Origin of the sequence: Niabella pedocola (assembly GCF_021044425.1) — a bacterium.
Classification (GTDB): domain Bacteria; phylum Bacteroidota; class Bacteroidia; order Chitinophagales; family Chitinophagaceae; genus Niabella; species Niabella pedocola.
In genome coordinates, this window is sequence record NZ_JAJNEC010000005.1 from 515528 (window position 1) to 541780 (window position 26253).

14 protein-coding genes are annotated in these 26253 nt (G+C 48.5%); all 14 read right to left on the bottom strand.

Annotated features, from left to right (window positions below; genetic code table 11):
• Positions 1–119: 119 nt before the first annotated feature.
• Positions 120–1517 carry a DUF4974 domain-containing protein gene (locus LQ567_RS09830; RefSeq protein ID WP_231004331.1) on the bottom strand — a complete coding sequence of 466 codons (1398 nt, stop codon included), beginning with the start codon at positions 1515–1517 and terminating at the stop codon, positions 120–122.
• 78 nt (positions 1518–1595) lie between these two features.
• Positions 1596–2537: a dihydrodipicolinate synthase family protein gene (locus LQ567_RS09835; RefSeq protein ID WP_231004332.1), complete on the bottom strand. Its 942-nt coding sequence runs from the start codon at positions 2535–2537 to the stop codon at positions 1596–1598.
• 301 nt (positions 2538–2838) lie between these two features.
• Complete coding sequence (locus LQ567_RS09840) at positions 2839–3960, bottom strand: sialidase family protein (protein ID WP_231004333.1); 1122 nt, start codon at positions 3958–3960, stop codon at positions 2839–2841.
• Positions 3961–4148: 188 nt separating this feature from the next.
• Positions 4149–4799: a DUF3826 domain-containing protein gene (locus LQ567_RS09845; RefSeq protein WP_231004334.1), complete on the bottom strand. Its 651-nt coding sequence runs from the start codon at positions 4797–4799 to the stop codon at positions 4149–4151.
• 63 nt (positions 4800–4862) lie between these two features.
• Complete coding sequence (locus LQ567_RS09850) at positions 4863–7592, bottom strand: alpha-L-rhamnosidase (RefSeq protein ID WP_231004335.1); 2730 nt, start codon at positions 7590–7592, stop codon at positions 4863–4865.
• Entirely contained in the window at positions 7589–10366 is a 2778-nt protein-coding gene (locus LQ567_RS09855) for a glycoside hydrolase family 2 protein (RefSeq protein WP_231004336.1), read from the bottom strand. Before LQ567_RS09855 ends, LQ567_RS09850 begins: the two co-directional genes overlap by 4 nt.
• Before the next feature lie 205 nt (positions 10367–10571).
• Entirely contained in the window at positions 10572–12020 is a 1449-nt protein-coding gene (locus LQ567_RS09860) for a sialate O-acetylesterase (RefSeq protein ID WP_231004337.1), read from the bottom strand.
• Complete coding sequence (locus LQ567_RS09865; protein WP_231004338.1) at positions 12020–13543, bottom strand: MGH1-like glycoside hydrolase domain-containing protein; 1524 nt, start codon at positions 13541–13543, stop codon at positions 12020–12022. The genes LQ567_RS09860 and LQ567_RS09865 overlap by 1 nt, the downstream gene beginning before the upstream one ends.
• 6 nt (positions 13544–13549) lie before the next feature.
• Positions 13550–15388: an exo-alpha-sialidase gene (locus tag LQ567_RS09870; protein ID WP_231004339.1), complete on the bottom strand. Its 1839-nt coding sequence runs from the start codon at positions 15386–15388 to the stop codon at positions 13550–13552.
• Between the two features lie 44 nt (positions 15389–15432).
• Positions 15433–16416: a glycoside hydrolase family 43 protein gene (locus LQ567_RS09875; RefSeq protein WP_231004340.1), complete on the bottom strand. Its 984-nt coding sequence runs from the start codon at positions 16414–16416 to the stop codon at positions 15433–15435.
• Positions 16417–17097: 681 nt separating this feature from the next.
• Positions 17098–18498 (bottom strand): glycoside hydrolase family 140 protein, encoded by a 1401-nt coding sequence (locus LQ567_RS09880; protein WP_231004341.1) that lies wholly within the window; start codon positions 18496–18498, stop codon positions 17098–17100.
• Positions 18499–19057: 559 nt separating this feature from the next.
• Positions 19058–22162 (bottom strand): DUF6298 domain-containing protein, encoded by a 3105-nt coding sequence (locus LQ567_RS09885; protein WP_231004342.1) that lies wholly within the window; start codon positions 22160–22162, stop codon positions 19058–19060.
• A gap of 229 nt (positions 22163–22391) precedes the next feature.
• Positions 22392–24053: a polysaccharide lyase domain-containing protein gene (locus LQ567_RS09890; RefSeq protein WP_231004343.1), complete on the bottom strand. Its 1662-nt coding sequence runs from the start codon at positions 24051–24053 to the stop codon at positions 22392–22394.
• 530 nt (positions 24054–24583) lie between these two features.
• Positions 24584–26215, bottom strand: coding sequence for a polysaccharide lyase (locus tag LQ567_RS09895; RefSeq protein ID WP_231004344.1), 1632 nt, complete (start codon positions 26213–26215; stop codon positions 24584–24586).
• Positions 26216–26253 lie beyond the last annotated feature (38 nt).

Here is a 26253-nt window from a genome sequence, read left to right on the forward strand (position 1 = left end):
GCCCAGAAACCTTTATGCAGATCATATCAACCAGATAAATCCTAAATTATACATGCCGGGCAACATCCGTAGAAACCCGCTTCGGTCGCCATGAAGATGATGCACAGTGTAACACTGCATTATTTTATTGCCGCTTCAAAAATGGCTGACAGGTTATCAAATCCTTTTACCGCATGCGCCGGTAAGCGTTCGCCATGATCACCAAAGACATACATTTTCTTTTCTTCTTCGATCGTGATTTTTGATTCATCAATTGCGCCCTGACCATCTTCGATGGCGTTGATATCCAGTCCCAGGTATTGGGCCATAAAACGGTATACTGCTGTTCTTTTGCTGATCCCGAAATCGTGTTTTTCAGAAGGCAGGTGTACATTTTGCACATCGCCTTTCTTTCCATACCAGCTGTACATTTTTTGCAGGTAGGGAAAATCATGTTCGGGCATTTTATCCGTCCAGTCGCCCCCATCGCTTACGACCAACTGCGGGCGCGGTGCCGCCATAGCGGCAATCTCCACGTTATCGGTACCACCGGCGCAACTATGAATGTCCATCCCGCTTTCACAAGGGCAGCCGCCATAGAAATAAGAGGATAGCGAAACCACCGGGGCCGACACTTTTATACGATCATCAATAGCTGTCATTAGCACCGTATGGCTTCCACCACCAGAACCTCCGGTAATACCCACCCGGCTGGTATCTGCATCTTTTAATGCTAACAGGTAATCCAGGATGCGGATAGCACCCAATGCCTGTATGGTCATGGCCAGACCGCGGCGATGATCTTCGGTTTTAAACTGCAGCAACGATTCACCCCATGCAAAGAGGTCATAGCTAAAGGCCATGGCCCCCATCTTTGCAAGCGCCGCGCAGCGTAGCTGGCAATCTGCACGGTACCGCTGCTGCGGCCAGTGCCCATCCGGGTTCAGGATCACCGGGATCTTCCCTTTATATTTTGACGGTTTATATAAGGAGCCGTTCACCCATACCCCGGGCAGTATTGCCAAAGCAATATTCGCCACGGTATAGCCATTGTATGTTCTTAACGGGGTTATAATGGGTTTACTGATGGGCCAGGAAGGCAATTTTGCCAGCTGCAATTTTTCAAGAATGCATTGTTTTAATGTCCTTTTCCGCGCTTCCCACTCCGGTGCATTTTTATATTGTGCCGCAATACGATCCAGTTCTGCCCATCCATCTTCCACCGCCCAGCGGTAATATTCATAATCGCCGATCTTGTATTTTTTATCACCGTCTTTTTTTGCTGTCAGATCAAAGGGAGCCAGCACGTTCTTCAGAGTTTCCTCCACATCCGGACGAAAACGCCAGCGGGCATAGTTGAGCAGCTTCCCCTTCACCAATGTATCTGCATAGCGGATGGTAACGCCGTAACGCGTTTCTATTTTCTTTAATACCTGATCCAACGGCTCCGCATACCGGTTATCCGTATTTTCCTGGGCCCGCGCAAAAAAGCCAAGCAAGGTTACCCAAAGTACAAGAGTGCGACGCAAGTAAAGCATAATAGTAGTACTGAAGCTGGCAAAATAATAACAAAATTAATTTATGAAGCGGTACCTGCGGACACGCACCGCGGCAAATTACATTCCCACGGGCTGAATCCCCAACCGGTTGCACCAACCCAGGAACCGGTCATGCAGCGCATCCAACTCCTTTTTCTGATCCGGGGTAAGATGTAGCGCATAGGCCCGGCTGATGGTACGCACCGGCAAACCACGTTTTTCCAGAAAATATTTAGCGCTCATGGGATAGGCCCGATGGATCATGGGATCTACACTTGTGAGCTCAGCCTGCAACCATTTTGCCAGCTCCTGTTGCTCCGGATTATTGGCATTTTTCACCATCCACACCAATACCTCGGGATAAAAATTTCCGGATATGGATGACATGCCCACGGCGCCCTGTTGCATGCTGAACAAGGCATTGGGGGTATGCGCATCATAAAACTCAAGTGTACTGCCGGCGGCGTTTAATACATCCAGCTTGGCTTTTACATTTTCATGCTTGATGGACGTATCCTTGTGATAGACCAACCGGTTGAACTCTACGAGCTGCTTAAAAACATCCGCGCCCAATATGCGTTTGTAAGGTGCCGGGCATTCATAAATACCTAAAGGAATATCACCGGTAAGCGCAAACAGTTTTTCAAAATTGCGCAGCAATACCGCATCGTCTTCCGCTACTTTTGCAAAATGACCGCTGATCATGATCACCGCATCCACACCGACATCATAGATCTTTTTTGTAAACAGCGCCTTGTCTTCCACTGTAAGGCCAAAAGAACCCGTAGCCACTACCGGTACACGACCATTCACACAGTTCACCACATGCCGGGTCAATGCCAACCGTTCTTCCTCTGTGATGCTGAACATTTCACTGCTGAGACAGTTCGCAAAAAAACCTTCTACCCCGGCCTCCAGGTAGAATGCCACCAGCTCCGTTACCGCGTCATAATCGATGCCGGCTTTCAGATCAAAGGGCGTGATCATTACCGGTACAAACTTTCCTGCAATCGCTTTCATGGATCTATTTTTTGAGACCGATAAAGTTTGTATATTTTTTTATTTACAGACTGTAGGATACTACTAACCAGATGTAGGATTTTGCTATTTTTTGAGTGTAGGCAGATGGAGCGACGTGTGCCTGGCCGGCCCAGTTTCCGAAATGAATTCTGGAATTGGGAGATGAAATCGACTGACGACCTTGGGCATTGCGGACCAGAGGCATCGCCCCGGCCAATCATCAATTGCAAACTTCAGTTCGCTGTACAGCGGAGTATCACCGGGCATAGCGCTATAGGATCGGCGCATATAAAACATCGCACTAATCATCCGTCACTACTCCCTTCGCGCTGATGGCGCCCGGCCATTGCTTGTTCTTTATAGCACTCAGCTTCAGTTTTGACGGATCGATCTTTACATATTTTATTTTCTGCCGGCGCCAGGTATATACAATATGCACCATACCATCCTTACCCTGGATTACGGAGGGATAGGAATATTGACTGATGGGCGAATCTTCCAGCACCAGGGCCGCCATCCAGTGTCTCCCATCTTTTGAAAGCGCCACATTCAGGGGTGTACGCGGTCCCTTTCCCTTCTTCCAGGTAGAGTCCGGCAGCACATGATTATACACCAGCAATTGCCGGCCGTCCTTTAATGTAACGGCATCTGTGCCGGAATTATTATTGGGCAGATCCAATGCAGTCATCGGCGACCAGGTTATTCCGTTGTCCTTGCTTCGGCTTTGATAAATCACCGTGTTGCGCGTGCGACCTACAACCTGCAGATCGCCATTTTTGTATTTTAAAATAGATGGTTGTATGGCGGAGAACCGCACGCCATCATTGACGGGGGCTGACTTGGTCCAGGTGCGGCCCCAGTCCTTAGTATATTCAAAATGCACTTTCCATCCGTTCTGTTCGGTACTAGAAGGACAGATCAAAACACCGTTGATCAGCTCGGGTTTGTTCTTTATCGGTCCCAGGAAGCCTTCTGGTAGTGCTTCCCGCTGACTCCAGGTTTTACCATTATCGCGGGAGCGCTTCAGCCAGCCTGTCCACCCGGCTACATTAGGCCCTATTTTGTAAAACAACAACAACTCTCCCGTAGGCGCATAATATAACACCGGGTTATAACAGGCATAGCGGATGGAATCACTCAACACACCATCGGCCACCATTTCAGGCACTGTCCATTTGTTGTTCACCAAACGACTCGTCCAGATGCAAACATCTTTATTCCCCTCCTTTGTGCCACCAAACCAGGCGGCGATCAGTCCATCAGGTGTTTCGGCAATAGTGGAAGCATGCGCCTGTGGGAAGGACGCCGTATCATAAATAAATTCATCCACCAGGATGCCTTGTTTCCAGCGGTTAGTCTGTGCTGTAACCAGCGTTGTCACTAACAGCAAACAAATGGTCAACAGATTTAGTTTTTTTATCATTATTATTTGTTCTTTATCCGTTAATATTTTTAGCCCGGCAAAGGTGCAGATGGCGGCTTTACTTGCGCCTGTCCGCCGTGGCGGATCGCACTTTTGTGCTGTAGTGCAGATGGCATCAGTGCATTGTAAACAAATGCGATTCGCCTGTCATACTTTGTCTGACTCAGCAGGACAAAGACGTTTCCTGCTCACAAAGCTCCGCTTTTTTCCTTTTCTTTTTCGGCTTTTACTTTATCTACGTAATGCTTAAATAACTGCCGCCAGTTCCTGCCATTGTTATTGAGGTATTGTTCGCATTTTGTTTTATAGATTTCAAAGATCGCTGATATCTCTTTCATATTTTTATAGTCGATCGCCTGCTCTCGCGCCTGTTCCAGGTTTTTACGGATCTCGGCACGCTCCTTTTCCGTCAGGTCGGGTACAATGGCTTCATAGCCTTTTAAGGTAAATGCTACTTTCCCGATCGTATACTGGTCCAGGATAAAAGCGGCCTGATCCGCATTCAATTCTGTGTTTAGCACCTGCATGAGTGCTATATGAATCGATGCCGGCTTTGATGAACAGACGATCAGCTGCCGGTCGAGGTCAGACAATTTATTTCCGGTAGCCGGGTTTAGCCCCGCCGGAACCTGTGTAAACGGATGGCTGTTGTGCCAGTCCCTTACCGCTGTAAGATGCGTCGCTATTGCCTGTTCAACCTTCGTTGCCTTAGTTTTATCATCCAGCTTTAAGTCGCCTACCCAGCGCTGCGCTTTTTGTTGCAATTCATTCGCATCCCCATCCTGGGCGTTTACAGCGTAAAATAATAATAACAAACAAAAACACAATACCCGTTTCATCTTTTTGCTTTAATATTCGAAAATCGATTTTTAATAATTTGCCGGTTGTTCTTACAAAAGGTTTTATTCCTTATTATGCAGCGCCAATTTCATATTATATACACCACTTCCTAATTTAAACTCAAGCTCCCCGCGCCGTAGCGTTGCCGCTCCATTTATGGGCGCATCTATTTCGTTCAGCACTGCATCGGCAAGCGTAATAATTGCGGTACTATTAGCCGGAATCTCCAACTGCCAGGCCACGTTGTTGGCATTTCGTTTCCAGCTGCTTTTAATACATCCATAAGGTGACTGGTAAGTGGCTTTAAGTGTGTCAAGACCTCGCACAAAAATAGGGTTGACTACAATTTGTTTAAATCCCGGCTCTTCAGCAACCGGCTTAATCCCTGCTAAGCTTTCAAAGCTCCAGGTGATCAGGTCGCCCAGTAACATGACATGGTTTTGCGAGTTCATCTGCGGATTGGCCGTGTTGCCATTCCATAATTCCCAGATAGTGGTGGCTCCCTGCCCCACCATATACCCCCAGCCGGGATAGGTTGTATTCGTGGCCAAGGTGAACGCCGCATCCTGGAAACCATACTTCGTCAGTCCGCGCATCAGCCACTGGGTACCAATCACCCCGGTGCTGATATGCAGGCCATTTTGTCGCAACTTCTGTATCAGCCGCGCGCCGACCTTCGCTATACGGTCCTCCGGCACCATTCCAAAATACAGCGGCAGCAGGTTGGCGGTTACCGTATTGTTATCATAATGGTCGCCGTTCTTTAAGAATGTTTTATTAAATGCTGTTTTTATGCGTGTGGCCAGCCGGTCATAGCCTGCAATATCCCCGGACCTTCCGGCGAGCGCTGCAAAGCGTTTCATCGTTTGTAATAAATGATAATAATAGGCCGTAGCCATCAGCGTTCCATCGGTATTCCGCAACGGGTCTTTTGAGCGGATCAGCTCCAGGCTTTCCGGTGGCACACACCAGTCACCATATTTATCCTTTGTGATCAGCTCCCCCTTCATGTACTTGCGCTGCATATAATCCATCCATTTTTTCATAGAGGGATAATGCTTCACCACCGACTGCCGGTCGCCATATTGTTGATACAGCATATCTGCCACCAGTATATAGGCCGCAGGCCAGGTAACATTATCGCTGTAATAATTCCAGAAAGCCGGTGCTACATCCGGGATGGCGCCTTCCTCCGTCTGCGACTCGCGGATATCATCCAGCCATTTGGCATATAAGGTGGCATTATTAAATAAATAACTTTCGCCCAACGCTCCCTGCGTACGATCACCCAGCCAGGGCTGCCGCTCATTGCGTTGCGGACAATCCACCGGCATGCCTTTGTAATTGGAGGCAATACTCCACCAGGCATTTTTCAATACCTGGTTCAAGGTTGCATTGGAGGTTTCCAGTTTACCGTTTGTCGCCATCTGATCATATACCAACATTCCGGTAAAATCATCCAGGGACGGCGTGCCTGGATACCCGGTAATTTCTACATAGCGGAATCCATGATACACAAAAGAAGGCTGCCATTGTTCTTCATCGCCGCCCTTTAAGGTATAAATATCGGTAACCCGCGCATCCCGCAGGTTGGCCGTATACAGGGAGCCGTCTGGTTGCAGACTCTCCGCGAAACGCAATGTCACTTTTTGTCCGCGCATGCCTTTTACCTTCATACGCAGCCATCCCGCAAAGTTCTGACCAAGATCAAGGATAAAAACGCTGTCCCTTAAATGGCTGATCTTTTTCGCCCGAATGGAATCCATGACCCGCATCCCCGGCGTAAGCTGTGTCCGCAGCGTTCCTTCCGGTGCGGCTACCAGCTGTGGTCCGCTCCATTTTGAATCATCAAAGGAAGCGGTCGTCCACCCCGGAAATGCTTTGGTGGCATCGTATTCCTCCCCATCGTACTCATTATTGGTACGGATGGGGCCATCTGCCGTAAACTTCCAGGTATCATCCGAAAGCAATTGCTCGCTGCTTCCGTCGGTATACGTAATGTCCAGTTGCAGCAAAAGTTTTGGATAACCAAAGGTGTTGATCTTTTTGAGCTTGTAATTTTGCCGCATCGTAAAAAAACGGCCATTGCCCAGCACCACACCGATGGCATTTTTTCCGCCGTTCAACGCTCCAGATACATCAAAGCTATTATACAGTACCGACTTCCGGTAATCCGTAGACACGGGCGCCAGCACCTGGTCGCCGATCCTTTTCCCGTTCAGGTAGCATTCATACAAACCCAGACCTGCAATGTGCAGTACGGCCGTTTTTATCTTTTGTTGTACGGAGAATCCTTTCCGGAAATATCTCGCGGAAAGCCGCGACCATTGCGTAACACTATCCCAGGGCGATGCCTCGTCGTAGCCGATCCACTTTGCCTTCCAATCGCCAGGGTGCAGCAGTCCCATACTCCATTGATCCGTATTGCTCCAGGCGCTGTCGTTCTTATTGGAAAACACCTGCACTTTCCAGAAACAGTTGCCATTGGTGATAAGCAGCCTCCCTTTATAGTTTACAAGTACCGACTGGTCCGAAGCTACCTTACCGCTGTTCCAGAGATCCGGCCTGCCCGCATCCAGCAAAGCTTTTGAGGAAGCTACCCAGATCTGATAGGCGGTTTGTGTTACATTTTTCTGATCGCTTTTTAATTGCCAGCTCAGCCGCGGTTGCAGCACATCAATACCAACCGGACTTTTCAGCTGTTCGCACTTAAGCTCCTGCACCGCCAGTTGCGCCTGCACTGCCGCCGGCAGTACTATTAACAGTCCTATGATCATCTGCCACCGTTTCATTTGGCTTCCGGGTTTGATGAAAAATCAAAATACAATACCATTTTCAACGCCCTGCCGGGATCTTTCTCATAATCATAAAATATATTCTTTTGTCCCATTGGGCCCGTCGTTTCGCTGGTCTGTGTTTTATTGCCGATAGCAGGGATCCCCTGCATAAATGAAATAGCGCCATCCGGGAAAAGCGGTTCATAATTATGCCAGGGGTCAGTCTTTGGCGCTGCAGAGAACAACCGCAAAAACAAATCTTCTGTTTCCGTAGCTACGACAAAGCGCTGATCCGCTCCATTAAAATAGCCCCCGTAAAAATTGGAATAATACCCTTTAAACTCAGGATATACCCATTGTTCACCGGTTTCCGTACTATTATACTGTTTGTCCCAGACACCAAACGCAGTGCCCTTCATCCGGTTCTTCCAGACCCGGTAAGGACCGTTACCCATATAGGTTACCGAGCGCATCTGCGATTCCGGGTAATCAAAATTCACGCCCAGCATGTTGGTATGCAATGCGAGCGGAAAATAATGCACCTCCATCCGCACCCAGCCACTGGGATAAATGGTCCACTGCAACGTATTGAAGCTTTCTTTTTTATCAAATGCCGATGCAATAATGAGGTTCTTTCCCTCAAAGCGATGCGAAAACTTTTTGAAGTTGGTGACGCCTTCCTGGATCCGCGGTCCGTTCGTAAGCGGTATGCTCCGGTTCCCATTTTTTACGGACACCAGCAATCCCGTATTTTTATTGATGCTGATCTGCAATTCTTTTACCCGGATCTGATATAACGAGTCCACTGTGTTGATCTGTACCGCGCCTGCGCCCTCTTTCTTTACGATCTCGGCAGCCTTCTTACCAGGCAAACTGATCGGAAAACTCCAGGTAAAAAGCTCCATCTGGTTTCGGTCCTTAACCCTTACGTACAATGCATCACAGGTGTTCCAGTCTTCAGGCAACTTCAACTCCAGCACTCCTTTAGCACCCGGCGCAATGGATGGCGCTACAGCCCCTCCTTTTTTATTCGTTAAGGTAGTGAGACCAAACCGTTTCAGTTCCCAGCTGAAACTACATTGATCCAGGTTGGTATACAGGTAGCGGTTCTCTATCGTTAACCGGCCATCAAAATCCGGGGTCATCTCCCTCCGCTCAAAATATACCGGGCTCCAGATCTGCTTCACTGCATAAAAACTTCCTTCCTTTTCATGATGCGGTCCCACAATGCCATCCGCCCCCCGGTGCTTATCGGTATCCAGCGAATCATTCAGGTCTTTCCGTACCACCGCCTGGTCGGCAAAATCCCATAAAAAACCGCCGGCATGCAGCGGATCCCGCCACATTTTATCCCAGTAGTCTTCCAGCCCGGCACCATGCCCGCCGTCATATTGCCCGTGTAAAAATTCGGTGGGCAGTACGATATCATGTCCGTTATCATAATTACCGATCCCGTAATTGTATTGCCGGTAATGCTGTGTTTCGATGCCGTTGAACAATTGCCAGGGGTGTACCACCGGCCGTTCTTGCAGATCAAACTCCCTAAACAGGGAATCCAGATCAACATTATGCCCGCCTTCATTGCCGTTTGACCAAAGTACAACTGAAGGATGATTGGAATCATGATCGATCATTTCCTTTAGCAGCTTTTTCCCCGTAGGCGTATCATAATGGCCATGCCAGCCCGCCAGCTCATCCATTACAAACAATCCCAGTGAATCGCATACATCCAGGAAATGAGCATCCGGCGGGTAATGGCTCATGCGTACGGCATTCATGTTCATTTCTTTTATCAGTAATACATCTTCAATGCTGTTCTGCTTACTCAGCGTGCGCCCCGTCTCCGGCCGGAAGGAATGCCGGTTGATGCCTTTGAATTTCACCTTCACCCCATTTACATAAATCCCATCCCGCTTGCGGAGTTCCACTGTACGGAAACCAATTTTTTGGGATACCCGGTGAACCGGTTGGTTATTCTTATACAAGGTAAAAACGGCGGTATACAATTCCGGTGTTTCCGGTGTCCAGGCTTTAATATTATTTACCTGCCAATAGGCAACAAAAGCACCCTTTCGCATATCCGAAGCGTTGGGCGCGCCAAATCCTGCGATGCTGTCTCCTTTGCTATTGTAGATTGTAAACTCCATGCGCTCCTTTTTCGATGCATTGGTATTGATTAAAGCAGTGAACAACCCATCCGCCCCGGCATCGATGAATACCTGGCTGATATGCGGCTGTGGCAACGCTTCCAGCCATACGGGGCGGAAGATACCGCCAAAGATCCAGAAGTCGCCTTCACGCTCCGCTGCATTTACAGAGCGATTGGCCGAATGCTTTGCCACCGTTACTTCCAGCAGATTTTCGGCTCCGTATTTTAGGAACTTACTGATATCATACCGGAAGGCATAGAAGGCTCCCTGGTGCATGGGGCCCGCCGGTTTGCCATTTACTTTTACGTCGGCATCGGTCATCACGCCTTCAAAAACAATATTCACCGTTTTACCTTTCCAATCCGCAGGAACGGTAAAGCGGTGTTTGTACAACCCTTGTTCTTTTCCCTTTGCACTGTCTTTGGCAAAGCCGTAATTGTATTTTCCAAAGCCCTGTAACTCCCAGCAGGAGGGTACGCCAATGGTGGTCCATTTATTGGCATTCATTCCGCCGGTGCAATAGAATTCCCATTGCACCATATCATCACTGCCCTTACCAGAGAGGTACCGCACTTCCGTTTGCTGGGCATTGGCGCTCACAAAGAGGAATAAGAAAAATATATAAATAAGTCTGTGCATGTTTTTATTTTGTCATCGCCAACGCTGCTATCGGCTTCCTTGTGTCACTCACTTCGGCTTCAGTGCTCGACCCGGCTCTATTTATATTTCTGCCGAGGCTGACCAAAAAGTTTACCCAAAACGTATTGTCGTTCTGTCCCGATCAATCGGGACAGCATAATAAGTGAAGACTTTTTAGTCAGCTCAAATAACTCCATCTAATTTCTTACTGTTCCTTAAATGTTTCTTTCAATTCATCATCTGTCCGGAACGGCAATGCCGGCAAGCCATCCTTGTTGTACAATGCAGGTGGGGCATCCTCCCGCCAGGCATAACGCACGGCCTGCGGCGCTGTTACTCCTGCTGCATGTACCCAAACCTTATTATCTTTGATGAAGGCAGCTGCTTTTGTATACACTCCCTTTTCGTTCTCCACTTCAAAGCCCTGTAATGTCGTTCCATCTTTACTCATCAGCCCTTTTCCTTTATGGTCAAAATCGATCACAAATGTATTTCCTTTTTTTACAGCGCTTTTAAATACCGGGCCCATGGCGGCCACTGTGCTCACTTTATAGGTGGCACTGAGCGCCGTGCCTGCCAGTCGTTTTCCCAGATCCCATTTGTTTACCGGGTGCAGGTCAGCCGGATCATCGTTAAGGTCCAGGGTACTGATCATGGCCGTATGGGGCATCTTTAATACTGCCGCCTGTGCCTCCCAGAACTCCGGCTCGCTGTACACCGTATAAGGCCGGTCGGTGGCTTTGGAGTAATAATAGGGTGCGATCTGCACATAGTAAAAAGGCAGCTGCTTATTGTTCCACTGTTTACGCCAGTAGTTGATCAGCGCTTTCATTTTATAGCTGTATTGCAGCCGCTCATTTAGAAAACAGTTGGACTCACCCTGGTACCATAAAAATCCCTTCAGGGCAAACGGGATCAATGGCTCAATCATCGTAGTATAGAACTTACCGGGGTCGCCGTCTATTTTGTGCGTGCTGTCTTTTTGTTCCCGAAAAAATTCCAATGTGATAAAGGCCTCCCGCGGCATCCAGGGTTCAATGCGGCTACCGGGTATAGCCGCAGAGATCACGCCCACTGGTACTTTCAGCTTTGCCTGTAATTCCTTTGCAAAAAAATAACCAGCAGCTGAAAAGCTGCGCAGCGCCGTTCCTTCCGCCACATTCCATCCGGAGTGGGTGGAATCGGGCGCCATTTTCTTACGCTCGACCAAAAAAATGCGGATATGGGCATTATGTGCCGTTTCCAACTCGTCAACCGGCCAATGTGCACCCGGCGGCGGCTGCAGTTTGCCGATCTTCCGCATGGCAAATTCCATATTCGATTGCCCCGAGCAAAGCCATACTTCTCCTACCAGGATGTTTTGTAATCTTATTGTTTCATGACCTGACCGGATGTCGAGAACAGCCGGTTCAAAAGATGCTTTCTCCGGCTTCAGCACAATCTTCCAGTTTCCGGATCCATCGGCGGTGGTTTCCTGCTGCTGTTTTTTAAACCGTACGGTTATAACTCCGCCGGCTTTAGCCTGTCCCCATACCGGTAATGGCTGTCCCTGCTGCAATACCATATCATGCCCGATGATCTTTGCAACGGTCAATTGTGCATTCAGCTTTGTCAGCAGCACTGTCATCACTATTATCGTCAGTCCGTATCTCATTATAATGTTCCTGTGATCTTTGTCAGCCGCTTTGACCGTTGTACCAGCTTGCCATCCGCCCACACAGATAAGCCTTTCCCTTTATGATATTTTTTCCCGGTCTTATCCCAGATGATTGTAATGATCTTACCGTGATACAATATATTGTCCAGGGAAAACCAATCCCATTCGCCGGCAGGAAGCAGCGGATTGACTTCGATCCGGTTATCCGCCCGGGGGCGTAATCCCGCCAGCCCGGTGATCACCAGGTCGTTAAAGGTGGAATGATTATAATACCGTCCGCGTTCATCGGCGGTAAGCCATTTGCCTGTTTTCTCATCCATGTACTCGCCGATATAAGGTTGACCATTCGCATACTGGGAAAGGGCATATTTCCGCAGCTGCTGATAGTAATCTTTTTTGCTGACAACCTTTTGCTGATAATGGTTCAGCAGGTTGGCCATGGCCGTTAATGTTTGCGCCGTGGCGAAGGGCCATACGGCGCCGTCCCACTCGCATTTGCAACACCCATGGGTGCGGAATCCGGGGTGACTGCGATCGGCTGTGGTGATGCCCGCCGGTGCATTAAAATGGGCCGCATCCATCAACCGGCTCCAGGCTTTGCTGTATTGCGCATCCGGCAGATTAAAATACCAGGGAATAAACCCGATCTCCTCCATCACATTCGCCAGCGTATCTGCCGGTTGTTTCCGTACCTCAAAAAACTGCGTTTTATCATTCCACAATTCCTGTTGCACCAGTCTTTTTATGGTGTCGGCCTTGGCCTTATACAACTGCTGCAAAACATGATCTCCGGCTAAAGCTGCAATGCCAGATAAGGCCTTCGCATTTCCATACATATACCCGTTAATGGAAGGACGCGGATTCTTTTCCTTACGTCCGCCGCTGATGGTCTCCTCCATGGCGTCCCGCACATCATATTGCCAGAACAGGCCACCGGGGTATCTTTTCTCCGCCTCCCACGCCTCGTAATCGGCCTGCAGATCCGGGAACATTTTTTTTACAAAGGCTGTATCCCCGTTTACCAGGTACCGGTTGTATATCGCATCTGTATTCCAGCTGCTGTAAAACCGCAGTTTCTTTAAGGGCTTACCATCATTGCCACGGTACCAGGTTAGTAAATCCTCTTCCAGGTATCGCTGGTCATGCAGCCAGCGGCTTTCATAAATATGATGCCCCAATGCACTGCTGATCAAATTGTATTTATCTGCATAAGACCGCTGGATCAGAAATTCGGTGAATGCAAAGCCCTGCGGAGTTTGTTTAATATGCTTGCGAAGGGTCCACCAACGGAAATAGTAGATCTCCTCCATCTTTTTGTCGGGGCATTGGAACAAGGGAATATTTTGCTGCATCCAGTTCCAGGAATCTGCATTGGGTATGGCCTGTATCAACGGTTCCTGCTCCATGGTATTAAAATAATCCACGTAGTGTTTAAAAGTTGCCGGTTGCAACACCTGCGCCCGGGCTGCAGCGGCTGCCATCAGCAAAAAGAAAATACTATTGAACAATTTTATACGCATGGGCCGCTATTGTTTTGCTGTTCTGAAATACCCGATCCGGTAAACGGCCTTCTTATCTTTTTCTCCTGCCCCGGGCAGATCGTAATCCTGGTCCGTGGGTGTATCGGCATCAGGAAATCTTCGCACCGGTCCTGTTCTGAAGGTAACGTGATGGATTTTATGTACCGGCGCAAAGAAAATACCGTTCACCGGTTTACCTCCATTGACCGACACGGTATAAAATCGTTTTTCCGCATCCAGTTCAATCACAAAATCATAGGTCTTTCCGGCTTCATAACTTGCCAGCCCCCGGTCCCGGTAGCCCGCCTTTGTAATGATGGCTCCGGTCGAATCAAAGGAGATCCGCACAGCGGCCGTATTTTTTGCATCCTGCAATTCAATATCCAGCCGGCCATTTGTAGTTTGCCCCGGCGTTACACTAAACTCCAGTTTCATTTTTGCAGCTTCCGGCACTACCCGTTCGGCTTTCGCCACATCAAACGGATCATAATCCATAAGCGCCAATACTTTTTTGCCATTCAGCATTTCGATGGCAACCGGCGCCCATAGCGGGCTGTACACATTCCAGCGCTGCAATTCATCGCCCGGCTTCAATGCATCAAAATCGTCCGCCACATCAGCTGTCACTTCACTTGTTACCGGAACCGGGATTTTTGCCACCCAGATATCTTCTTTATTCATGCTATAGCTCACCCATATACGATCTTCCGGGGCTTTGCCGTTTATTTCCTGTATGCCCCGTACATATTGCGGTCCATAGCTTTTATAGGCTCCGCCATACCGGAGCGATGTGATCTCGCCATTCACCAGCAGCAGGTTCTTATAATGCAGGCCATCATCACTCACCGATAACGCCAGGGGCCAGCGAAATTCCGAAGGATTGTATACCGTTATGTATTTACCATCGCCTGTTCTTTGTCCCCAGATCTTTGCATTGGCATTTACAAATCCGGGTGCGCGTGTAGGCATGTATTCCCAGGTCTTCCCTTCATTGCTGCTGATGCTGGTCAATGCATACTTCCAAAGCCCTACCACGCGTCCGTCCTGCAGATGATAGTAGTTGAAGGCTTTATAATCTTTTTTCAACGGGATCAGCGGATCGTTACGGTCGGCTTCCTCCACCATCTGCTGCATCAGCAGCGGTGTAGCCAGGATCTCTTCACAAGCCGCGATCAATCCCTTATCCTTTGCCTTTTTATAAAACGGGAAATTGGTATTCTTTTCGCTGAAACGGTGGTTGTATCGCAGAAAATAGATGGAACCAAAGCTGCCGTCTTTCTTTATTTCCCGGATCACCCTTCCTACGCCATTGCCGTCGTTGGGATCATCTTTTGGCCCCAGGGCGATCCCGTAAAAGCCGAGTGCAAACAACCGTTGTTCTTTGGAAACATAAAAGCCGATCCGCTGGTGCATTACGGCAAAACTGTTGTGTGCCACTTCGGTACGACCTTCCTTTACAAAGCCTTCGGGCAGCTTGTATTCCGGGAAAAGCGTTACCGGAGCCGACCACTGATAACCATCTTTTGAGGTAACCAGGAAGGTAGCTCCCGGAGCCACATGTTCCCCTACCGGATCGCTTAAAAAATGAAGATAGAAGGTGTTGTTCCAGCTCACCAGCATGGGCTGGTGATTGTAGGTCCAGTTCATGCCGCCCGCCCATTCCGGGTGCTGCCGGTTGGCACGAAACACCTGTATATTGTGCACACCCACGGCCGGTGTCAACTGCCCGTGATGATAATCCACATTGGATAAGGTTTCGCCCGTATAACGGATCGTGTCCTGTTGTGCCTGCAGGAGGCATCCGGTTAATACGAAAAACGCTGTTATATAATGTTTCAATTGCATGCTACTCTTTGTTCCGCAGGATTAAAATCCTGGGTTATATGTTTTCACTTTTTAAATTGTTTAACTAATTGCCGTACTATCTTTTTCTTTACCGGCACAATTGTGCCATGCTTATGCCCTTCCGGCACATGTACATGGGCGGTAACATCTTCAAAATAATGAAAATCCTTTGTTGCTTTTACCTCGTAGATCTTTTTACGATATGAATCATAATAGATGAGCCACCGGTCCTTTACTTTCACTACCGAAGGCCCCTCGGTAAAGTTGCCGGAGAACGGCTTGGATACATTTTGCCAGGGCCCTTCTGAAGTATTTGAAAAAGCTACCTTCAGGTTCCGTTCTGGCCTTGTATTGTCCTTTAACACCAGTACGTAATCCTTCTTCTGTTTTTTAACGATCACTGCATCGATCACGCTAAAACCTGGATCCAGGAACAGTTTTGAAGGCGTAAATGTTTTAAAGTCCTTTGTGGTGGTCATATACATCCGGTGGTTATTACTATCCTCCTCTGCTCCCCGCTCAAAACGACCGGGAATGGTGCTGGCCCAGATGATTTTGTAATTTTTTGCGGCATCATCATAAAACAATTCCGGTGCCCATACATTCACGGTTGTGGGTTCCTGTTCCATCACCGGAACGAATTGTTGCGGGCTCCAATGCACCAGGTCTTTGGAGGAAGCATATCCAAATCCTTTATCGCCCCTCCAACTGCTCGTCCAAACCAGGTGAAAGACGCCATCCGGTCCCTGCACCATTGAGGGGTCGCGCATTACTTTTTGCTGACCTATGACGGGCTTCAGAAAAACCGTATCAAAATCCATCCAGTGATAACCATCATAACTGTACAGCATCCGCAGACCGGCATCCGCAGGCTCATGAAAGGACGTGAAGAGGTAGGCCCGGTTGGAGCAGGAGCCTAGCATAATGATTACAATAAGTATGAATAACGATCTTTTCAATTCTTTTATTTTGCCTCCCGCATTAAATGCTTTTTTCTTTTTGATTCTTTTATTTTTTTTCTTTTCCACTTTTCCAGTCGATGAAAAGTGGAGCAAATCCCGATTTATCGGGATCGTCCGCCAGGAGGTGAATCCCGCCTGTTTATTCTTCGCCAGGGGGCAGGACCAGGTAAACCGGCACTTCAGGCATTGGCGACGGGCCACACACCTGCCTGGCTATCCGCCGCCGCCATTCCGTTTGATTTCCCTTTTCACTGCCCGGCGGACAACCTTCTAAGAAAGAACAGGCTCACCTTTTTGTTTCGTTTTCATCGGGTAGGCTTTTTCTATCATTACTCCGGAACGGAATAGCAGCAGCTGCTGCCATCAAAAAGTTTCGCAGCGCCTCTTTTTTACGTAATGGATCTTTTTTCAACGAGTAACCCTGCCCGTAAAAAAGCAGCGCAATAACGGCTGCACAACAATCAGGCATCAAGATCTTCAACCAACTCCTTCGGGGTAGAAGAGATGTTGCTTTTCGATTCGGGTCTGCTGTGCGTGGCCGGTCAAACGGCGGAGCATTCGTTTGACCTTGACTTTTGCTCCACTTTTTGTCCAAGAAAAAGTGGAAAAAGAAAAAAAGAACTTGATCAATTACCCGTACTTCATATCATTTGTCATTGGCAACTTGCTTCAAGGTCAAATGATTGATAAAATATTAGATGCTGAAATAAATTCAGCACGACCTCGAAAATAGAATTCACTTCTATACTACTCCTCCAATACCAGCACCCGGTCTGTACCTTCTGCATCTGTCTTTGCCCCGGGGGGGGCAAATGATACCACACCGGCCGGCCGGCTTAACTTTACCGGCGCATATTCCCCGTTTGCCGGATAAAACCATTTTGCTTTTGCCGGTTTAAAACCCAGTTTTGAAAGATTTACCTTGAATGGTTTCCCGCTGTATGTGTATACCATCGCATACCCCTTTCCTTTTGTAGCCAGCAAACGATCATAACGCGGTCCCTTATTATCAACAAGAATTTCCTGTGCCGGAACACGACTATAATAATCATACGCCAATAGCAGCGCTTTGACAAACTGCATCTGTTCTGCGCCGGGGGCATGAACGGCTTGTGCCCAGTCTTGCGTTACCCCGTAGTTTGCTCCCTTAAATCCCTTTCTATTGAACTGCATCACGGCATTCTCACCATAAGTAAAGCCTGCTCCTCCAGCAAAAACGCTCCAGTAAGCATACCGACGCAAATCGGCTGCCTTCCATCGTGGTTGCAGACTGTCGTGCAATCCGTGCGGAATATTTTCATAAGAAGGTTCTCCATCCAGTGTGGGCTTTACCGGCTTCAGCCGATAATCTACATCAACGTATTTCCAGTTATCCTCTCCAAAATGATGCATCTCACTCACACTGGTATCCTGTGCATAGGTGCGGTGGCCGCTTTGAAACATATTAAAGTCGAGCCAGGCGGCCTGATGAAACCAATCCGACGAAGTATAGCGCCCACGGGGATGGAAGGTCATCAAATGGCCGGGATCCTGTTTTTTAATGGTTGATCCGATCGTATTCCAAACATCCAGGCCATCGGTACCTTTTATATCGCCCCCATTCAGCCAGATAATATTCGATTGGTGTTTATACCGCTCCGCCAGAAACCTTGCAAATACGGATGCCTGCGCAGCAGTAACCCGCCCCTCTTTTACATTGCTGCCCCAAACCGGCACCAGTGCCATATAGAGTCCGCGCCTGGCTGCCTCACGGATCACAAAATCTACATGATCCCAAAAATCGTAGGCCGTAGCATCGGCTGGATCTGCACCCGGCGTTGTAACGGGTTTGGATACATTCCCATCTTCAATGGCATCATCTCCATACACATTCCGGGCATTTTTTACATCATGCAACACCATTACCTGGATCACATTAAAACCTTGCTGCTTCCGTGCATCTAAATAAGCGATCGCCTCTTCACGGGTTAAGCGTACAAACAGTAACCATCCCGTATCACCTAACCAGAAGAAAGGCTTCCCGTCTGCGGTTTGAAAAAAACGGTGATTATCCGATAGCTTCAGCGGCGGCAACGCCTGTGCATATACACCAGTCGGAAAACCCCATCCAGTCAAAAGAAAAACCAACATGTAAAATAATCTACTCATAACAACAAGGCATTCGATGATACCAGCTGTTAAACATTGCAATCAAAAAAGACAAACATTTATGGTGCTTAACAGCGACCTAATAAAGATAGACCGGATGACGGATAAAACCGGACGGCCGGTAAATATTTCCAGTAGTTTAGAAAGATATTCCATCCTGTAAGTATGCTATGTAATAAAGCTGTTTGCTGCAACCACAGCGAGCATTGCGCAGCACTTGCCTGCTCTGGTTACTCTTATAGTATGAGCATGGGGGAAAGGGAGACTGGTGGAACATGCAGGTATCCCAATGGGCCGTGCCGATGGCACTCCTGGGCGCTGCAGGATGTTATAACTCCTCCGAATAAATTCCGGAATTGTAAGAATGCCCAGCCGATGGCCTTTACCGAGTGCATTTCGCTAGCCTGGAAAAACTGAATGGTGTTTTTTGGTGGCGGGGATGACGCAAGTGACAGGTAAGCTTAAGGCAGCGCTCGTCCTGACATCTTGATAGTAAACCTCAATTGTTGATCAGCGCCAAAAAAAACAGCCAATTGAAGCAATAAGCGCTTTGTCCTGATCACTTACTGATCCAAAGCAATGCGGCCCCTTCCGGAAGCTCAAACGATTGGACGGTTCCTGTTGCGGTGAAGGGTTCCGTTTTTATGACCTGCCCGGTCTTTGCGCTGAAATAATGAAGTGTTACTTTTCCGATGATGCCCTTCAGATCCACCGGAACTTTATTACCCTGTGTTGCATAAACGATCATCCCCTTTGCGCTCTGCAATACAAACCCGTCCGAAGCAGTAGGATGCATTGCTGCCGCAGCCTTCAGTAATTCTCTATCAGCTGTAGCGGGCAGTAATGGCAATGAACCACCGGCCATAAACACGGCCCAGCCAAATTTATCGGCACCATCGGCAGAATACATGACCGCCTTGTCCGGATAGCTCAACCGGTATTCTTTTACCGCGCGGTACACCTGCTCAAAAGAGCTGGCCTTCGGTTTTAGTAAGCGCGCCCACTGACGCGGCGCCAGGTTTTTCCCGCCCTCCGGTGCATACACAGATCCGTCTGCCTGATAATGCCAGTATTTGATATCGATCACATTTATCGCCGATGCATATTTCGGATCCTTTAAAATGGCGTCCTGTACATCTTTTGTTACACTGAGGCCGATTTTATTTTGATACATTTTTTTGTCGGGCATTTCCTGAATACAATCCAGCCAGAATTTTACAAAATGCAAGGGTCCTGTAAACTCCTCCCCAATAAACTGGATCACATTGGCATTATCTGCAAAGTTCCGGAAGCATTGCTGGATGTAGCGTTTGTGCAGCGCTCGTCTCTCCGGGTTCGACAGATCATAAAACTGTTCCGCATAAAAAATACGTTTGTCGCCCGCAAAGTTTACAGGTTCGTTGAAGCCCGTATTATTGATATTATTGGCTGTACGCCAGGGAAAATCGGCATAGTGGGCGCCCGCTTCAATAATATTATGCTGAAAATAGTTCTGATGAATCAGCACCAATCCATTCAACCCCGCCAATGTTGCAAATTCACGCAACCGGCTCCAGTACCAGGAGTTGTATGCCGTAAGATCGTATTTACTTAAACCATCCCAGGCCGTATCAATGCCGCTCCGCGCAAAAGGCAGTTCATAAAACGGTGGCCATACTTCCCCATCCATTCTCCGGATCCGCTCGTGGTCGTCCCTGCGTCGCTCGTACCATAAACCATAATGCTGGTTCAAACCCACAATATTCCCGGCTTTCATCGAATCGACTACGGCTTCGAGATCATCGGTAAGCCCCGGCCCTACGCGTCCTGGTACAAAGCGGGTGATCGCCAGTTTTTTTGCCGCCTGCTCCAGGTCCTTACCTTCCACACCACCATTCCACCAGGGTACTTCCTGTATCGCTCCTGTAAGTATGTTACCGGATATTCCCACCAGCCAGCCATTCTTCATCTGAACGGCAGGAGGAAAAACAGACCAGCCGCCTGTTGAAGCCTTGTTGATGATCTTTGCTCCTTTTGCATCCGCAACGATCGGATGGTGTTTTGAGGCAGCTCTGATCCAGTCGATCAGTTGCACCTTTGGCTGCGTGGCCTCTTTGGTGAGTGCCTGCGCTACATCAACCGAAGGACTGCTGGAGGCCTCTGTTCCGATTTCTAAAATAAACGATTGCTGCGGGCTGGGTTTGCCCAGACGTTCCTGCAATTGTGTATAATAAAAGCTTCTTGGTGTGAGATGGTTATTCGATTCGCCCCAGTAGCCATCGCCGGCAAACTGGCTCCAGGAGCCCAACGCCCAGTTTTGTGCTGTTGGCGGTTTGTAACAGTCGATGCGTGCTGCCGAGCAGTTCCATAACAAACTATTTGCTGTCGCCCATCCCGCACCCTGACCGTCCTGGCCACGGTTACCAAACCGGATCGCATTCCCGTCCACCGACACCACATCAAACAACACTCCGGAAGCCCATTTATCGATTGCACCGGAGAAATTATATGGCCGTTCCGACATGCATTGCACAAACGCATTAGGGCCTGCTACGGTATGTCCTACTGAAAAATCATGATACCCATTGGCCGCATAACAGCGCTGGAACAGGGTTTGCTGACCGCGTGTAAAAAATGTATACCGCCGTTGTCCGCCGATCTCCGAAACCGGTTCGGTTGAAATACAATCTTCCACGGTAATGCGTCGTGCCGACTCCAGCAGGTACACAGCAGAACCCGCAAAATGTGTAAAGGAAACCTGGCGGACCCAGGCATCTTCTACGTGCTCCATAGTAATGGCCATCCAGCGATGGTCTTCATCCTTGGGTTTCTTTTTATTAAACGCAGAAACGAGAGACAGGTTCTCGATTCCAACATGGCTGATCCTTCCCGGCCAGGAGGCAACAGTTACTGTACCGGCTCCGTATTTTTTATCGAGGGAATTTGTCAATGGCACGTCCAGGGTGAGCGTATTTCTTTTAACGGCAGTAATCGTTCTTTCAAATACCAGGTCCGCGTCGCCGGGTTTCCACCCCAGGGCCGACAGGCCACCTCCAAAGCTACGCGTGCCCAGCGCATCGATCCATTCTGTGGTGGAAGGACGCCGGATCTCCACACGATTACCTGCTTTAAAACTATTTCCATCAGCAACCGTAAGTACCGTGGCATTTACCGGTACATAATCCTGGGTAACGGGTATTGTTGCCCCGGATATCTTATCATTCTTGCCCGCCACACGTATCAGCGCATCACGACTAAAGCCTGTTCCCAGCAAAACCGTTTCGCCGGCAGATCCTGTGCCACGCAGTATTATACCCGGTTGACGGATGACCAGCTGTCCGGCTACTTCATATGTTCCTTTTTGAAGTAATACGGTTCCCCGGAACCCATCTTTATCCGGACGAAGCGTAGCTACATAATCAATGGCGGCCTGGATAAGCCCCGTGGCATCACCTGTTGCAACCGGAACCGTAGCCTTAACCGGAACCAGGGGAATAGCTGCTTCTGATGCCTTGTAACCACAATACGAATAATCCGGGATACGATCTCCTGTTGTGGAATCTGCATTATAAATGAGTTGGCCTTTTTCTATGGACACCGGCAATACCGGTTTTGGCGGCTTCGGCTTCTGAGCGTTTGCTGCAACAAATACACAACTCAATAAAACAGATAAGCAAAATCTCATTTTTGTAAATTTATCGTCACTCCACAAAACTACTATATACAGAGAAGAATTGCAGAACGTCTAAAAAGTCTCTTTTTTCATACTGAATTTATTTCAGCATCCAAAATAAAACCAGGGTGCCAATAGATTCTGAAACAAGTTCAGAATGACAATACGTTATAAAAGGACTTTTTAGATCATCCCTATTTCAGGTACCCGATTACATCCATGAATCCTATCCCCTATTTTTCTATTTAAACGAAGACAGGGGTTTCCCGTTCTCCGGCGTTACCGTTTTCAATGCCACAATACCGTTCAGATAGTTTTCAATATTGCTGTAACCATTCTTTGTAATGGCAGTGGCATCAGCCGGATTCCGCGGGTTCAGCCCCAGCTTTTTTTCAACGGCATCCGGTATGCCATCGTTATCTGAATCTTTATAAGGTGCTCCTTTATAGTCAGGATAACCGCCTACCTGGGCGATATCGGAAATAATACCGTTCTTATAAGAATCCGCAGGCAGCCGGCGTTTGAGATATTTTGATACGGGGGCCATGTGCGCGTCCGGGCTATACGTAATCGTTCCGGTACGCACGTCTTCTACGATCCGTTTGTCCACGGCATCCCGTACCGGCAGCAGTGCGCCCGCATTTTGCAATACATAACCGTATGCGTCTGCAGCTGGCAGTACCGGAAATTCAGCAATGGGAAAAGGCCGGTCAACCTTAATCTGCTGCAGGTATGTTGCGGCGTCTTTTACATCTTCCAGTTGCACACCACCATCCCAGTTATCCTTTGTTACCCGCTCATTGCCGTCAACAATATTTCCATTCACGTAGGCTTTACCAAACACCAGGCTATCTTTGAATGCCCTGCCCGATTCGGGTTTCAGAATCCGGTAGCCGATCGGCCGGTCTTTCGGAGTAATGGGACCCGGTTTGTAATAGTTGTTGATAAAATTATACAGCGATTTATTATCACCGCCGTCCGCACTGCGGTTCCACCAGTTAAAGATCACATTATTGACAAAACCAAAATCGCCATCCATGCCTACCGATGGATTTCTGGCTACATTATTGGCCCAAAGGTTGCGCATAAACGTGCTGTTACGCCCGCCGATGGTGCTGCCAAACGCATGGTTATACGTGTCCAGTGCTTCCGAAAAAATCGAATTCTGAATGGTTACATTTACCGTGGGCAGCTTCTCTCCTTTGCCATCGGCCTTCCGATCATATACATGCCGGTAGATGCTCATATTTTCATCCAGCCCCCAGCTGGCAGACACATGATCAATGATGATATTCCCCACGGGATTGCCCCCCAGTCCGTCATCGCGGCGGGTCACTTCTGTGGCACCCCGCCGGAATCGCATAAAGCGGATGATGACATCATGTGTATCGATGAGTAGCGATTCGCCGGCAATACAAACCCCGTCGCCCGGTGCGCTTTGTCCCATGATGGTAATATACGGCGCGCGGATATTTACAGGGCTTTTCAACCGGATGATACCGGCCACGTTAAATACAATGATCCGCGCACCACCCTGCTCACAAGCCCAGCGGAAACTGCCGGGGCCGCTATCATTCAGGTTGGTTACTACGAATACGTTACCTCCCCGTCCGCCAGGAGTATAAGCACCACCTCCTTCAGCGCCCGGAAAAGCAGGTAGTGTTGCTTTTATCAGGTCTGTGGATGTTGATGCCCAGGGTACAAAGGGCTTGCCTTGTTTTGCATCGGCTTCAACAACCGGTAGTGCCTTTTGCCAGGCGGCATCGGATAATTTGCGGTACCCGGCCATCACCGCTTCCGCGGAATCTTCCATAGATTTCGGAATAACGGGGTATTGGGCGACTGCCTGTTGCAAGCCAAATGCATTTATAAAACCCAACAGATAGATCCACTTTTTTTTCATGTAATGATTTATTTGAATAACCGGTTCGCGGAAACATGAACCATGTGCCTGGAAGCAGAATGATGGTTCATCCAGCTGCCAATGATAGATTACGTTGTAAATGAAAACTGCAAATATTCTAATTGTGCCGGCCACTTCAGGCGGATCAGCACTATTCAGCCTCTATAAGGATGCATTTGGCAGCCCCTGAAACAAGTTACCAATGACAGGTTGCCTGTATATTGGGAATAAATCACACGTTAGTCATGCCGAACTTGTTTCGGCATCTATGTAAGATTTACTCGGATCCTGAAACAATCCCGACTTGTCGGGACAGGATGACCAAAAACAGGTTTGTCATGGCCCTATTGATTTTGCAACGCAAATGATATACTCAGGGTACCGAAAAGATCTGTCATCGCTTCATCGCTCAGGCCTAAAAACGCGCCATGACCTCACTTCTATACTGGCCTCCGGACAGCGCACTCCCCTTATTTCGCTTGCCCAACCAGGAGTTCATTTGTTCAAACATTATGCGATCCTCAGAACCGCTATTTCGCAGGCACCACATTCTTAATATTCACCACACTGTTCAGGTAGTTTTCAATATTGCTATAGCCGTTCTTGGCAATGATCTGCGCATCGGAAGCGTTATTGGGATTCAGCCCTGCCTTTCTTTCATAATCATCGGGCATGCCATCATTGTCGGAATCCTTATACGCTGTTCCTTTATATTCCGGATATCCGCCGGCCTGACAGGGATCGGTAATAATTCCGATCTTGTAAGAGTCGATGGGAAGTCTTCTATGCTCAAACTGTGTTGTAGGTAGCGGGCAGGTGGGCACATTATTGATCTTACCCGTCTCCACCTGTTTTACAATCCGTGCATCCACCGCATCGCGCTTCGGCAATGTAGCACCGGCATTGGCCAGTACATAGTTCTTGGCGGTTTGCGCATCCAGGATAGTGAGCGCCGGCATGATCAGTGGTTTTGACTGCCTGATATAATCGGTGTATGCGCCGGTATTCTTTTCTTCTTCCACCTGAACACCGCCATTCCAGTTGTCTTTGGTTACCTCCGGATAGCCTTCCATCACGTTCCCGTTCACATAGGCGCGCCCATATACTTTATACGCTAATTTGCTGCGGCCGCTTTCCGGTTTTAAGATCCGGTGACCCACGTTATTATCCTTTGGTGTAGCCGGACCCGGTTTAAAATAGTTGTTGATAATATTGAACTGCGCGCGGTAATCACCCCCGTCAATAGAACGGTGCACCCAGTTAAACACCACATTGTTTACAAAATTGAAGATCCCGTTCCAGCCTACTGAAGGATTGCGCCCCGTATTGTTGGCCCAAAGGTTCCGCATAAAACTGCAATTCTCTCCTCCCAGCGTACTTCCGAATGCATGATTCCAGGTATCCAGTGATTCCCCGAAGATGGAGTTTTGAATGGTGATATTCACTGTTCCAAACTTATCCTCGATCTTGCCGGTGCTATCGTTGTACATGTGACGGTACATACTCATGTTTTCATCCAATCCCCAGGTAGCGGATACGTGATCGATCATGATATTGCCAATAGGGTTGCCTCCGATGGCATCATCCCTTCTGCCCACCCAGGTTTCCCCACGCCGGAAACGCATGTAACGGATGATCACATCATGGGTATTGATCCACACCGTTTCTCCGGCTATACAAATTCCATCACCCGGAGCCGTTTGACCATAGATGCTGATATAGGGAGCTCTTACAATAACGGGAGACTTCAGGCGAATGATACCCGCCACATTAAACACCACTACCCGGGCCCCACCCTGTTCGCAGGCCCAGCGGAAACTTCCGGGACCGTCGTCATTGAGATTTGTAACCACAATGACACGACCGCCACGACCGCCTCTTACAAACTTGCCTCCTCCCTCGGCTCCCGGAAATGCGGGAAGCTCCGCATGCGGCAATTCATCATACCGGGATGCCCACGGAATATAAGGCCGGCCTTCCCGCGCTTCTTTTTGTATAATGGGATAGGCCATTGCCCACATAGAATCCGAATGCTTTTCGGCTCCTTCCAGCAATGCCTTGGAGCGTGCCTGGTCTTCCTGCGGTATTTTGGGGTACTGAGCATACGTTACTGAAGCCATACAGCAGGCCACCAACACACTTGCTAAATTTATAAATTTCATCCTCCTGTTTTTAAGATCCTGGTTATCGATTATTTATT